Source organism: Micrococcus terreus (assembly GCF_900116905.1).
GTDB lineage: Bacteria > Actinomycetota > Actinomycetes > Actinomycetales > Micrococcaceae > Citricoccus > Citricoccus terreus.
Genome location: NZ_FPCG01000001.1, coordinates 301282 through 314164, shown reverse-complemented (window position 1 = coordinate 314164; position 12883 = coordinate 301282). Strand labels below are relative to the sequence as shown.

At 70.5% G+C, this 12883-nt stretch carries 12 protein-coding genes; 9 read left to right on the top strand and 3 right to left on the bottom strand.

Annotated features, from left to right (window positions below; genetic code table 11):
• Window positions 1-141: 141 nt before the first annotated feature.
• The 4 genes from BM355_RS01450 to BM355_RS01435 are packed head-to-tail and all read left to right on the top strand — an operon-like array spanning window position 142 to window position 3859.
• A complete protein-coding gene (locus BM355_RS01450; RefSeq protein ID WP_091693181.1) occupies window positions 142-1143 on the top strand; it encodes an ABC transporter ATP-binding protein in 1002 nt (333 codons plus the stop codon).
• Between the two features lies 1 nt (window position 1144).
• Window positions 1145-2014 carry an ABC transporter permease gene (locus BM355_RS01445; RefSeq protein ID WP_245760514.1) on the top strand — a complete coding sequence of 290 codons (870 nt, stop codon included), beginning with the start codon at window positions 1145-1147 and terminating at the stop codon, window positions 2012-2014.
• A 4-nt stretch (window positions 2015-2018) separates the two neighbouring features.
• Window positions 2019-3185 carry a sensor histidine kinase gene (locus tag BM355_RS01440; RefSeq protein WP_091693178.1) on the top strand — a complete coding sequence of 389 codons (1167 nt, stop codon included), beginning with the start codon at window positions 2019-2021 and terminating at the stop codon, window positions 3183-3185.
• Between the two features lie 56 nt (window positions 3186-3241).
• Window positions 3242-3859, top strand: coding sequence for a response regulator transcription factor (locus BM355_RS01435; protein ID WP_091693175.1), 618 nt, complete (start codon window positions 3242-3244; stop codon window positions 3857-3859).
• A gap of 27 nt (window positions 3860-3886) precedes the next feature.
• On the opposite strand, the gene BM355_RS01430 is transcribed toward BM355_RS01435, so the two are convergent.
• Window positions 3887-5482, bottom strand: coding sequence for a DASS family sodium-coupled anion symporter (locus BM355_RS01430; protein WP_091693170.1), 1596 nt, complete (start codon window positions 5480-5482; stop codon window positions 3887-3889).
• Window positions 5483-5622: 140 nt separating this feature from the next.
• On the opposite strand from BM355_RS01430, the gene rmuC reads away from it, so the two are divergent.
• The 3 genes from rmuC to BM355_RS01420 all read left to right on the top strand — a co-directional run bounded on the left by rmuC (window position 5623) and on the right by BM355_RS01420 (window position 8980).
• On the top strand, window positions 5623-6879 hold the full coding sequence (rmuC, locus tag BM355_RS01425) for a DNA recombination protein RmuC (RefSeq protein WP_091693167.1): 1257 nt from the start codon (window positions 5623-5625) through the stop codon (window positions 6877-6879).
• The gene (locus BM355_RS14295) at window positions 6876-7028 is read left to right on the top strand and encodes a hypothetical protein (RefSeq protein ID WP_177227791.1); all 153 of its coding nucleotides are present in this window, start codon (window positions 6876-6878) and stop codon (window positions 7026-7028) included. Before rmuC ends, BM355_RS14295 begins: the two co-directional genes overlap by 4 nt.
• 281 nt (window positions 7029-7309) lie before the next feature.
• Window positions 7310-8980: a DEAD/DEAH box helicase gene (locus BM355_RS01420; RefSeq protein ID WP_091693164.1), complete on the top strand. Its 1671-nt coding sequence runs from the start codon at window positions 7310-7312 to the stop codon at window positions 8978-8980.
• 98 nt (window positions 8981-9078) lie between these two features.
• Here the strand turns inward: BM355_RS01420 and BM355_RS01415 are convergent, their stop codons facing one another.
• Together BM355_RS01415 and BM355_RS01410 are read right to left on the bottom strand one after the other, a co-directional pair.
• Window positions 9079-10137: a 4-hydroxy-3-methylbut-2-enyl diphosphate reductase gene (locus BM355_RS01415; protein ID WP_177227801.1), complete on the bottom strand. Its 1059-nt coding sequence runs from the start codon at window positions 10135-10137 to the stop codon at window positions 9079-9081.
• 132 nt (window positions 10138-10269) lie between these two features.
• Window positions 10270-11220, bottom strand: a complete 951-nt coding sequence (locus tag BM355_RS01410) for a hypothetical protein (protein ID WP_091693156.1) — start codon at window positions 11218-11220, stop codon at window positions 10270-10272.
• Window positions 11221-11314: 94 nt separating this feature from the next.
• On the opposite strand from BM355_RS01410, the gene xseA reads away from it, so the two are divergent.
• Both xseA and BM355_RS01400 read left to right on the top strand, forming a co-directional pair.
• Window positions 11315-12595, top strand: coding sequence for an exodeoxyribonuclease VII large subunit (gene xseA / locus BM355_RS01405; RefSeq protein ID WP_091693151.1), 1281 nt, complete (start codon window positions 11315-11317; stop codon window positions 12593-12595).
• Window positions 12592-12882 (top strand): exodeoxyribonuclease VII small subunit, encoded by a 291-nt coding sequence (locus BM355_RS01400; RefSeq protein ID WP_091693148.1) that lies wholly within the window; start codon window positions 12592-12594, stop codon window positions 12880-12882. The genes xseA and BM355_RS01400 overlap by 4 nt, the downstream gene beginning before the upstream one ends.
• The last annotated feature ends 1 nt before the right edge of the window (window position 12883 follow it).

The window sequence follows — 12883 nt, the reverse complement described above, 5'->3', positions numbered from 1 at the left end:
TCGACGAGGTGTGCGACTGGGATCGTCGGAGGACGCAGCGCGCGGACGGGCCCACCCGGGCACCCACCCATGACATCTGTCATGCCGAGGTCGTGACACCTGACAGATCCGCTCCAGCCCCAGACCGAACAGGCTGGAGCCATGATCACCAGAGCAGAGACCACCCAGACTGCACCGACCGCACCCCAAGACGCCGGAACATCCCCCAGCGGCACCGCCCTGCACGCCACTGGCGTCCACCGGCACTTCGGTTCCGTGCGGGCCGTGGACGGGGTGGACCTGTCCGTGGACCGCGGGGAGATCGTCGCCCTGCTCGGTCCCAACGGGGCCGGCAAGACCACGTTCCTGGACATGGTGCTGGGATTCACCGAGCCGACGTCGGGAACCCTGTCCGTGCTGGGCACCTCACCCCAGCGGGCCGTGCGCGCCGGCCGGGTGGGGGCCGTGCTGCAGACCGAGGGGCTGCTGGCGGACCTGACCGTGAAGGAGACCGTGTCCATGGTGGCCGCCTGCCACCCGCGCTACATCCCGGTGGATGAGGCACTGGAGCGGGCCGGTGCCGCCCGGATCGCCACGCGCAAAGTCAAGAAGTGCTCCGGCGGCGAGCGCCAACGGCTGCGCTTCGCCCTGGCCCTGCTCACCGAGCCGGACCTGCTGCTGCTGGATGAGCCCACGGCTGGGATGGACGTGCGTGCCCGGCAGGAGTTCTGGGCGGCCATGCACGCCGAGGCCGAGCGGGGACGCACCGTCATCTTCGCCACGCACTACCTGCAGGAGGCCTCGGACTTCGCCGATCGGATCGTGCTGCTGCGCCAGGGCCGCGTGGTGGTGGACGGGTCGGTGCAGGAGGTCACCGGGACGGGCCAGCGCACACTGAGCTGCCGGTGGATCGGGCCGGGCACCCCGCAGGCGCTGGCCGTGGCCCACGGCATTCCCGACGACGTCACGCACCAGGGCGACCGCGTCCGGTTCACCACGGGGGACACGGATGCGCTGGCCCGCTCGATCCTCACCGATGGTCTGGGCGAGGACCTGGAGATCGCCGCGGCGAGCCTGGACCAGGTGTTCCTGGACCTGACCGCCGACACCGCCACCGAGACCACCACAGACACTGCCGACTCCACCGAACAGAAGGGACGCTGAGATGAGCACCGCAGCCACTGACGCTCTGCAGACCCCGCAGACCCCGAACACCCCTGACCAGACTGCCGCCCAGACCCGCTTGACCGGACGGCCACGGTCCCGCGCGGGCATCATCGCCCGGTTCGCCGGCTGGGACTTCCTGCGCAACGTGCGGATGTTTGAGGCCACGTTCTTCATCGTGGTCCTGCCCGCCGCGCTGTACCTGATGTTCGGCGCCTTGGCTGAGTACGGTGACCAGCCCGCCGGCCACGGCAATGTCACCGCGTACCAGATGGTCTCCATGGGCGTGTACGGCGCCGTGATGGCCACCAGCTCCATGGCCGGCTCCGCCGCGGTGGAACGCCAGCAGGGCTGGGGGCGGCAGCTGGGCCTGACCGGGCTGACCGGACCGGGCTACGTGCTCGGCAAGGTGCTGGTGGCCCTGGCCATGTCGGTGCTGCCGATCGTGGTGGTCTACACGGTCGGGTTCTTCACCGGGGCGGAGATGGACAGCGCCGCCACCTGGTTCAGCTCCGCTGGCCTGACCCTGATCGGCGCCCTGCCGTTCGCGTTCTACGGGCTGGCCGCCGCACTGCTCTTCCGCTCCGAGGCCGCCGTCTCCGCCGCATCAGGGCTGCTGGTGGTGCTGGCCTTCTTCGGCAACCTGTTCATGCCGCTGACCGGCACCCTGCTGGAGATCGCCAAGTTCACTCCGCTCTACGGTGTGGCCACCCTGGCCCGCTGGCCGCAGCTGGAGGGGACCATCGTGGCCGTCCAGGGCGAACCGCAGTCTGATCCGCTGGGCCTGATCGTGTTGAATGTGGTGGCATGGACGTTGGTCTTCGCGCTGATCTGCTGGGTGGCCGCCCGCCGCACCACCCGCCGCGGGTGAGCCCATGAGCCCCACCGCACAGACTCCGCCGGGAACCCCCGGCCCGCCGGGCCCCGGCATCCGTCAGGTGATGATGGACGCCGGGGTCTGGCTGGTGTTCCTGGCCTTCCCGGTGTTCTCGATCCTCCGCACCGATGCCAGCATCCCGCTGAAGGTCCTGGGCTTCGCCGGGCTCGCCGGGTTCGCCGCGCTCTACCTCATCGCCTTCATCCGCCCACAGCCTCTGCTCCGTCGCCCGCTCTGGGTCAACACCGTGCTGTACTGCGTGGGCCTACTCGCGCTGGTCGGTCTGGCCGTTCCCTCCGCGTCCTACGGCGTGCTGGCCACGGCTCCGTACTTCGCCGCCGTGTGGCTGTTCAACCACCCGGTCCGGGTGGGGATGACCGGTGCGGCCGTCGTGGTGGTCCTCTTCGCAGCCGTGGGCCTGTGGTGGGCTGGCCCGGCGAACCTCTTCTGGTCTGCCGTCGCCCTGGGTGCGTCACTGCTGATCATCGTCACCGTGCGGCTCTCCATGGCGCAGGAGGACCGCGCGCGGGTGCTGCGGGAGGAGCTGATTGTGGCCCAGCAGCGCGAGTCTCTGGCCCGGGACGTGCACGATGTCCTGGGCCATTCACTCACCGTGGTCACCGTCAAGACCGAGCTGGCCCAGCGTCTGGTGGACGCCGACCCCGAACGCGCCAAGGCGGAGCTGGCGGAGGTGCTGGAGCTGACCCGTCAGTCCCTGGCTGAGGTCCGCTCCACGGTGGGCGGGCTGCGCACCCCGGAGCTCGGCGCCCAGCTGGCCTCGACCCGCACCGCCCTGGACGCCGCCGGGATCAGCGCACACCTGCCCACCCTGGACACGGCCGAACAGATTCCCGCCGGCCAGCGCGCGCTGTTCGCTTGGTGCCTGCGGGAGGCGGTCACCAACCTCATCCGGCATGCCGGCGCCTCCCGCTGCACGGTCACCCTGGAACCGGGCCGCCTGGTGGTGCACGACGACGGCCGCGGCCTTCCCGGGCCAACGGGCACCTCCCAGCCGGGTCAGGACCGCGAAGGCAACGGGTTACGCGGGATGCGCGAACGAGTGGAGCAGGCCGGTGGGACACTGACCATCGGGCCGGGCGGACCGGCGGGCCCGAGCAGACGGAACCGCAGCCGACCCGGCACCCAGGTGGAGGTGACGCTGTGAGTGGAGGGGCCGTCGTCGGGAAGGAGGGGGCAGAGGTGGCTGAAGGAGCGGAGACGATGATCCGGGTGCTGCTGGCCGATGACCAGGCCCTGGTGCGTGGCGCCCTGGCGGCCCTGCTGGACCTGGAGCCGGATCTGACCGTCGTTGCCCAGCTCGAGGACGGGACCGGGGTGGCCCAGGCGGTCCTGGAGCACCGGGTGGACGTGGCGCTGCTGGACATCGAGATGCCGGGGATGGACGGGATCGAGACGGTGCGCGCGGTGCAGCAGGCGGTGGCGGACGCCGGCGTGCAGTGCCGGTGTCTGATGGTGACCACGTTCGGGCGGCCGGGCTACCTGCGGAGGGCTCTGGAGGCCGGTGCGGCGGGGTTCGTGGTGAAGGACACTCCCGCTGAGCAGCTGGCCGAGGCGGTGCGGACCGTGCACGCCGGCGGCCGGGTGGTGGACCCGAGCCTGGCTCAGGAGTCGCTGGTGAGCGGGGCGAACCCTTTGACCGACCGGGAGAAGGACGTGCTGCGGGCGGCCCTGGACGGCTCGAGTGTGCGGGAGATCGCCGCCGCGCTGGTGCTCTCGGCCGGGACCGTGCGCAACCACCTCTCCTCGGCGATCGCCAAGACACACACGGCCAACCGGACGGAGGCGGCGCTGACCGCCCGGGACCGCGGCTGGCTCTGAGCCGCGGACCCGGGCGCGATCAAGACGTTAGAACACCAGCCCGAACACCCACACGCCCAGGGTCATGGTGACCAGGCTGATCAGCACGATCCCCACCAGGTTCAGATACAGACCGCCCTTGACCATCTGACCGATCGTCACGTAGCCGGAGCCGTAGGCGATCGCGTTCGGCGGAGTGGCCACCGGCAGCATGAACGCGCAGGTGGCGGCCAGGGCCACCGGAATGGCCAGCAGCATGGGGTCCACGCCCACGCCCAGCGCCACACCGCCGGCCACCGGCAGGAAGGTCGCCGCGGTGGCAGTGTTGGAGGTCAGTTCGGTCAGGAACAGGATGGCGGTGGCGAAGATGGCCACCAGCAACCAGACCGGGATGCCGGCCAGCCCTGCCACCTGGTCCCCGATCCACTCCGCCAGGCCGGAGGAGCCGAACTGCGAGGACAGGGCCAGGCCGCCGCCGAAGAGCAGCAGCACGCCCCAGGGCAGCCTCACGGCAGATTCCCAGTCCAGCAGGCGCACCCCTCGGGCTGCACCGGCCGGCAGGACGAACAGCAGCAGCGCCACCACCATGGCGATCCCGGCATCCGAGATCAGTCCCTTGAAGAACAGTGGGATGAAGATCCAGGACAGTGCGGCCAGGACGAAGATGATCAGCACGCGGATCTCGCCGGAGGAGATCGGGCCCAGCTTGGCCTTCTCGGAGCGGATCAGCTCACGGCCGCCGGGGATCTCGTCGATCTCGGCCTTGAACAGCACCCGGGTGAGCAGGAACCAGACGATCACCAGCATCACCAGGGACAGCGGGACGCCCACCAGCATCCACTGGCCGAAGCCGATGGTCACCCCGTGGGTCTCGGACATGTACCCGGCCAGCAGGGTGTTCGGAGGTGTGCCGATCAGGGTGCCCAGCGAGCCGACGGAGGCAGCGTAGGCGATGCCCAGTATCAGGGCCGTGCCGAAGTTGGACTTGATGACCTCGTCCTTGACCTCGGTGGAGGTCGGATCCGCGTCCTCGGAGATCCGGCCCGAGGTCTGGGCGACCACCAGGGTCAGCACGGACACGCCGATCGGGATCATCATCACCGCGGTGGCCGTGTTGGAGACCCACATGGACAGGAACCCCGTGGCGATCATGAATCCGGCCACCACTCCGCCGGGCTTGGTGCCCATGGCGCTGACGGTGACCAGGGCGATACGCCGGTGCAGGTTCCACCGCTGCATGGCCAGGGCCAGGATGAAACCTCCCATGAACAGGAAGATGATGTTGTTGCCGTAGGAGGCGCCGATCGCATCGATCGTGATCTCCTCGCCCAACAGGGGGAAGGCGATCAGCGGCACCAGGGCGGTGGCCGGGATGGGCAGCGCCTCGGTCATCCACCAGATGGCCATCAGCACCGCGACGGCGGCCGTCACCCTGGCATTGTGGGCCACGTCCGCGGGCATCACCGCGAAGACCACCAGAGCGATGACCAGTCCTGCGGCCAGTCCGATCCACCGCCTCAGATTCAGACTCGGCTTTTCCGGTGCGGCGCGCTCCCCGGGTGACTTCTGTTCGATCTCGTCCCAGGTGGAGGCCGGCGCTCCAAACCGGGCGACCTGGTCATTGCTGTCCGTGCTCTGTGTCAAGGTGCCACATCCTTTGCATCTCACTGTCTGCCCGTCGCCGGATCAGTCGTCCCCTCTGGACCACAACACGTGATGCTGATCACTCTACCGAAGCGCGCCGCGTCACTACCGCGTCCGCGGGTTCTGTCAAGGTGGTCGGCATGGAGAACTCAGTGGATCCGGCCTTGACGGTCTGGATATCGATCGCGTTCCTGGTGGCCGGACTGGTGCTGGGGGCGGCAGTGGGCGCGTGGCTGGTGTGGCGGCGGGTGCGGGGCACCGGTGGAGGACCTTGGGCCGAGGCGGATCAAGCCCGACAGGAGCTGGCCCAGGTCCGAGCGGAGCTGGCCGCGGCGCAGTCGGAGAGCCGCGTGTTGACGGCCGAACGGGCGGCGGACCGGGACCGAGCCGAGCAGCGCGAGCAGGAGGAGTCGGCGGTGCTGCGCGCACTGAGTCCTGTGGCCCAGCGGCTGGAGCTGCTGCAGCGGCAGGTGGGGTTGCTGGAACGGGACCGGGTGGAGCAGTACGGACAGCTCTCCGAGCAGCTCAAGACCGCTGCGGAGACGGACACCGCCCTGTTGGTGAACACCCAGTCCCTCGTGGCCACCCTGAGGTCCACCACCGCGCGCGGCCACTGGGGGGAGGTCCAGCTGCGCCGCGTGGTGGAGGCGTCCGGCATGCTCCCCCATACGGACTTCTCCGAGCAGCACTCCTACCGAGGCGCCGAGGACCAGATACTCCGCCCGGACCTGGTGGTCCGACTCCCCGGCGGCAAGTCGTTGGCCGTGGACGCCAAGGCACCGCTGGCCGCCGTGCTGGAGGCCCACGAGCTGGCCGGGGATCCCTCCGCTGAGGCAGCCGCCCGCCGCGAGGAGCTGCACAGCGCGCATGCCCGAGCCCTGCGGGCCCATGTGGACGCCCTGGGCTCCAAGTCATATTGGGAGGCTCTGGAGCATTCCCCCGAGCTGGTGGTCTGCTTCCTGCCGGCCGAGTCCATCCTCGCCGCGGCCCTGGACACCGACCCCACCCTGCTGGACCACGCCTTCAGCCGCAGCGTCGCCCTGGTCTCTCCGGTCTCCCTGCTGGCCACCCTGAAGTCCGTCGCCTACGCCTGGCGGCAGGACACCCTGGCCGAACATGCCCAGAGCCTGTTCGAGACCGCGCACCAGCTCTACCAGCGGCTGGGGACACTCGGCGGACACCTGACCAAGCTGGGGTCCTCCCTGAAGTCCTCCGTGGAGCGCTACAACTCCCTGCTGGGCACCCTGGAGAGCCGGATCCTGCCCTCGGCACGCCGGATCTGCGAACTGGACCCTGCCGTCCAGGAGCGCCTGGAGTTCCCGTCCCCGGTGGAGTCCACACCAAGGGTGCTCTCCGCCGCGGAGCTGCTGGAGCAGGACCTGCCAGCGGAGCAGTGACGGACATCATCACACCGAGGAGGCCTCCTGCGGAATGGCTGCCACTCACCGCTGAGGGCATCCAGGACGAGTCGCTGCGCGAGCTCCTCGAGCAGTACGTAGACGCCGTGGTCTCCCACGTCCAGAAGCACGCCCGCGTCAACGCCTGACCGCGTCCTGCGAGCGGCACCCGTCCGGCTTCACCTCACGGCGAACCCCCGCTCCCACCCCTGGGACTGCGAGGGTTCGCTGTCCGTCCAGGCTCAGCCACGGCGCCCGCGCGGGCACCCCTGCACGGCGGGACCGCTGACATGCCGTACTGTGGACAGAGCCCACCGCGCGGGAACTGCCCGCCCGGTGCCGGCCAGCACCGCGATGATCGGCCCTTGTGACGCCGCTGCCGCCTGTGCCAGGGCCGGGACTTCTTCTCCCCGGACGGATTTACCTCTCAGTGACCACCTCTTCTTCTGCTGTCCTCACCGACGGCTTCCTTGACCTCGGCGTGCCCTCGAACCTCGTGGACGCCCTCGCCCCTCAGGGCATCACCTCCCCCACCCCCATCCAGGCCGCCACACTGGCCGATTCGCTCGCCGGGCGCGACGTGCTCGGCCGTGGGCGCACCGGATCGGGCAAGACCTACGCCTTCCTGCTGCCCACCGTGGCCCGCCTGAGTGATGCACAGAACCGACGTCGGCCCCAGCCGAACCGGCCGCGCGCGCTGATCCTGGCTCCCACCCGTGAACTGGCCATCCAGATCGAGGCTTCCATGGCCCCGCTCGCCCAGGCCACCGGCCTCTCCACGCTGACGATCTTCGGCGGTGTGGGACAGAACCCGCAGGTCAAGGCCATGCAGCGCGGCGTCGACGTGCTGGTGGCCTGCCCCGGCCGCCTGCTGGACCTGATGGGACAGGGACACATCGACCTCTCCTCCGTGGATCACCTGGTGATCGACGAGGCCGATCACATGGCCGACATGGGCTTCCTGCCGATGGTCCGGCGCATCATGGACAAGGTCCCCGCGGCCGCCCAGAAGATGCTCTTCTCCGCCACCCTGGACGAGGGCGTGGGCGTGCTGGTCAAGAAGTACCTGCGCAACCCCGTGGTCCACGAGGCCGATTCGGCGGTCTCCCCCGTCTCCACCATGGACCACCATGTGCTCTCCGTGGACGGCGAGGCCAAGATGACCACGCTGGCCGATCTGTGCGCCGCCCCGGGACGGACCATCGTGTTCACCCGCACCAAGTACGGGGCCAAGAAGGCCGCGCGGAAGCTGCGCCAGAACGGTGTGGCCGCCCTGGAGCTGCACGGCAACCTGAGCCAGAACGCCCGTACCCGCAACCTGGACGCCTTCCACAGCGGCACCGTGGAGACCCTGGTCGCCACGGACATCGCCGCCCGCGGCATCCACGTGGACAACATCTCCCTGGTGGTCCACGCCGATCCTCCCGCCGAGCACAAGGCCTACCTGCACCGCTCCGGGCGCACCGCCCGCGCCGGTCAGGCCGGCACCGTGATCACGCTGGCCGGCTCCGACCAGCGTGAGGAGGTGCGCCAGCTGATGCGCGCGGCCAAGATCAAGCCGACCGTGCACGGCGACGGCACCGACCGTCAGGTCCTGGAGCAGCTGGCCCCCGGTCAGCGCACGTTCCTGAACCCCACCGATGTGGAGAAGACCGTCGCCGGTCTGGGCTCCCAGGGCAGCGGATCAGGCTCGGCCGCCTCCGGCCAGTCCGGGCAGGGCGGCTCCGCCCGATCCGGCGGCTCCGGTGGCCGGTCTCGCGGCGGACGCGGCCGCGGCCGCGGTGGCCAGGGCGGTTCCGCCGCCAGCGCCTCCCCGCGCCTGGGCGGTCAGCGCTCCGAGCGTCCTGCACGGGGCGAAGGATCCTCGCCGTCCCGCCGAGACGGGCATGCCCAGCGACCCGCCTCGGGCTCAGCCCGCCGCGGCAACCGCCGTGCAGGCTCCTCCGCCGGCGCCCCGGCCTACACCTCGGAGACCGGCCGTGGCAGCACCGACCACCGTGGCGAGCGCAGCGGCCGCGACGGTGGGGAGCGTGGCTCCGCCAGCGGAACCGGCGGCCGGGCACGTACCGGACGGAGCCGTCGTCGGGCCCCTCAGCGCTGACCTGAGACCGCACACCGGCCTCTGCTCCTGAACAGACAGAACCCCTGCACCGGATCACCGGGCAGGGGTTCTGTGGTCTGTCAGCCGTCAGGCGACGATCAGGCCTTCACGGTCTTCCCGCGTCCGCCCAGGGACCGGGAGTGATCGCCCACGCGCTTGAGCTCAGCGCGCAGCTCCTTGGGCAGGGAGAAGATGATGTCCTCCTCGGCGGTGACCACCTCGTCCACGGTCTCGTACCCGTACTGGGCCAGCAGGTCCAACACCTCACGGACCAGGACCTCGGGCACGGAGGCACCGGAGGACAGGCCCACGGTGGCCACGCCCTCGAACCAGGACTCATCCACCTGGTTGGCGAAGTCCACGCGCTCGGCCCGGGCCGCCCCATACTCCAGGGCGACCTCCTTGAGCCGGACGGAGTTGGAGGAGTTGGCCGAACCGACCACGATCACCAGATCGCACTGCGGGGAGATCATCTTGATCGCCGCCTGGCGGTTGGAGGTGGCGTAGCAGATGTCATCCGAGGGCGGGTCCTGCAGGTTGGGGAACCGCTCGCGCAGGATCGAGACGATCTCCAGGGTCTCGTCCACGCTCAGGGTGGTCTGGGAGAGCCAGATCAAGTTGTCCGGATCCTCCACCTGAACCGTGCGGGCCTCATCCGGGTTGTTGATGATGGTGGTGTGCTCGGGCGCCTCACCGTAGGTGCCCTCCACCTCCTCGTGGCCCTCGTGCCCGATCAGCAGGATCTGCTTCTCCTGCTTGGCGAAGCGCACAGCCTCGCGGTGCACCTTGGTGACCAGCGGGCAGGTGGCGTCGATGGTCTGCAGATTGCGTTCGGCGGCTTCGTTGACCACGGCCGGGGAGACACCGTGCGCGGAGAAGACGGTCAGGGCGCCCTCGGGCACCTCGTCCAGCTCCTGCACGAAGATCACGCCGCGCTCCTCCAGCGTCTGCACCACGTGCCGGTTGTGCACGATCTCCTTGCGCACGTACACCGGGGCGCCGTGCACCTCCAGGGCCTTCTCCACGGCCACCACGGCGCGGTCCACACCGGCACAGTAGCCCCGCGGCGCGGCCAGCAGCACGGACTTCTCCTTCGCCACAGGGGCGGCGGCCTCCACCTCCTCGCGGCTGCGGCGGGTGCGCGGCACCTGGGGCATCCCGACGGCGACCGGCCGGCCCGATCCTTGAGGTGCGGCTCCCACGGAGGGTCCCGCCGGCGCGGCGGCAGGTGCGGTGGTCACGGAGGCAAAGGGGGCGGCAGACATGTCCCCCATGCTACCGGCGGGACCTCAACGCGAGCTGGCCGCCCGGGCGGTTCCGCTCCGGGCCGAGCCGATCAGCATCCCGAGCACCGCGAGGGCCACGGCCACCCCTCCGCCCACGATGATCAGCGTGGTGTCCGGCAGGGCATACTCACGCACTCCGGCGATCAGACCCTCCGCCACGGCGTGGGCCACACCGGTGGTGCCCACCGCCTCCACGGACTCCAGTCCGTGCCGGCCGGCGATCCCGGTCGCAGCAGCCGAGATGCCGGCTGCGGCCAAGGCGGTGAACCGCTGACGTCCGGGCGCCAGCAGCAGGCTGAGCACCAGGGTCAGGACGGCTCCCCCGGCCAGCCAGGGCCAATGCCGGACGTTGTCCTCCAGCCACACCACCTGCTCTGGAGTGATGACCTCCGGGTCGGGCACGTTCAGGTCCAGGGCGATCCGGTAGTCCTGCTGGGTGTTCTCCTCTACCGCGTCTGCGGCCATCTCCCCGAACGGGATCTGCCGCAGCCCCTCCACGATCCGGTCCTGCCCCAGGTCGGCGATCGGTCCGATCTGCAACTCCACGGTGGCGGCGTCCGCGGGCAGAGCGGGTCCGGTCTGGGTGCGGTCCGACCGGGCGGCGTCCAGCTTGACCAGCCAGTCCGTGCGGGTCTGTTCGAGCGTGTCTGACCAGGCTTCGGTGAAGCGGTCGTCGTTCAACAGGCCGGCCGCGGCACCCTCCACGAGCTGGACGATCCCCTCCTCGAACTGGGCCGGGAGCAGGTCCGGGATCTGGTCCCGCACCGCGCCGCTGACCGCCGGGGGCAGTCCCCGCTGCACCGAGTCCAGCTCCACCACCGGCCCGGCGATCTCCTGCAGCGGCTCCGGGGTGTGGACCAGGGCGTCCAGTCGTGCTCCGGCCACGGACAGCGCGGCCAGCAGCCCCGCCGCGACGGCCAGCAGCAGGGACAGAAGCAGTCTCAGGGTGCGCACCGGGACCTCCAGGGGGAACGGGGTGTGCTGTGCAGGACAGAGCCGGGGTGTGGACCGACCCGTCCAGCGTAGTGTCCACGGGTGGTAGGAATGAGTGGTGGACTCCTCCCCTGCCCCCAGTTCGCTGCCGGCCACCGCTGCCGGGACCAGCGCCGAGCAGCCCTGGCCGCTGCGTCTGCTCTCGGAGAACCTGAAGAAGTACATCGAGCGTGCCCCGCAGGCCTGGATCGAGGGGCAGCTGATCGAGTACAAGGTGATCCGCGGGAACGCCTGGATGACCCTGCGGGACCTGGATGAGGACTACTCCCTGCCGGTCATCGCCTGGAGGAACGTGGCCGCCACCCTGGAGGGCACCGTCCAGCAGGGTTCGCGCGTGGTGGCCTGCGTCAAGCCCAGCTTCTACACCAAGACCGGGCGACTGAGCATGATCGTCTCGGCCATGCGTCCGGTGGGGATCGGGGACCTGCTGGCCCGGGTGGAGAACCTGCGCCGGGCCCTGGACGCCGAAGGGCTGCTGGACCCCTCCCTGAAGCAGCCCCTGCCGCTGCTGCCGCACCGGATCGGACTCATCACGGGCAAGGACTCCGACGCGCAGAAGGACGTCATCCGCAACACCCTGCTGCGCTGGCCCGCCGCCCAGTTCGAGGTGCGCGAGGTCGCCGTCCAGGGTGCCCACGCACCGAGGGAGGTGATGGCGGCACTGGCCGATCTGGATGCCCACCCGGAGGTAGACGTGATCGTCATCGCCCGCGGCGGTGGTGCCCTGGAGGAGGTCATCCTGCCCTTCAGCGACGAGGCCCTGGTCCGCGCGGTGGCCGCCGCCCAGACCCCTGTGGTCTCGGCGATCGGCCACGAGGCCGACCGGCCCGTGCTGGACGATGTGGCCGACCTGCGCGCCTCCACGCCGACCGACGCGGCCAAGAGGATCGTCCCGGATGCCGCCCTGGAGCTGGCTGGCATCACCGACGCCCGACTACGTTTGGCCGCCGGAGTGGAGCGGCTCGTCCGGCATGAGGCCCAGCGCCTGGAGGCACTGCGCACCCGTCCGGTGATGGCCCAGCCGGAGCGCCTGGTGAGCGATCGCGCCGAGGATGTCCAGCGCCTCGTGGACCGCTCTCGCACCGCCCTGGCGAGCGCACTGACCAGGGAGGCGGACGTCGTCGGGCATCTGCGGGCGCGCGTGCGCTCCCTGTCCCCCCAGCACACACTGGACCGAGGCTATGCCGTGGTCCAGCACGCCGGTGAGGTGATCCGGCGTGCAGACCAGGTCAACGCCGGGGACGCCCTGGACATCCTGGTGGCCGCCGGACGGATCGGCGCCACCACCACCGACACCCACACCCCCGAGAGCACGAGCGCAGAGGACCACACATGAGCACCGCAGACCAGACCTCATCCGAACCGGCCGTGGAGGGCTTCTCCGGGGCGGACACCTCGGACATCGCCGCCATGAGCTACGAACAGGCCCGGAGCGAACTCGTGGAGACCGTGGGGCGGTTGGAGGCCGGCGGGGCGGGGCTGGAGGAGTCCCTGGCGCTGTGGGAGCGCGGGGAGGCACTGGCAGACCGCTGCGAGCAGTGGCTGGCCGGGGCCCGGCAGAAGCTCGATGAGGTCCGCGCCCGGGCCGGCGCTGGGGACGGTCCCTCCGCGCAGGGCGACTGAG

What these genes read in the sequence shown, in the direction of transcription:
- BM355_RS01450 (WP_091693181.1), top strand. Translation starts at nt 142, where the DNA reads ATGATCACCAGAGCAGAGACCACCCAGACTGCACCGACCGCACCCCAA.
- BM355_RS01445 (WP_245760514.1), top strand. Translation starts at nt 1,145, where the DNA reads ATGAGCACCGCAGCCACTGACGCTCTGCAGACCCCGCAGACCCCGAAC.
- BM355_RS01440 (WP_091693178.1), top strand. Translation starts at nt 2,019, where the DNA reads ATGAGCCCCACCGCACAGACTCCGCCGGGAACCCCCGGCCCGCCGGGC.
- BM355_RS01435 (WP_091693175.1), top strand. Translation starts at nt 3,242, where the DNA reads ATGATCCGGGTGCTGCTGGCCGATGACCAGGCCCTGGTGCGTGGCGCC.
- rmuC (WP_091693167.1), top strand. Translation starts at nt 5,623, where the DNA reads ATGGAGAACTCAGTGGATCCGGCCTTGACGGTCTGGATATCGATCGCG.
- BM355_RS01415 (WP_177227801.1), bottom strand. Translation starts at nt 10,137, where the DNA reads ATGCCCCAGGTGCCGCGCACCCGCCGCAGCCGCGAGGAGGTGGAGGCC.
- BM355_RS01400 (WP_091693148.1), top strand. Translation starts at nt 12,592, where the DNA reads ATGAGCACCGCAGACCAGACCTCATCCGAACCGGCCGTGGAGGGCTTC.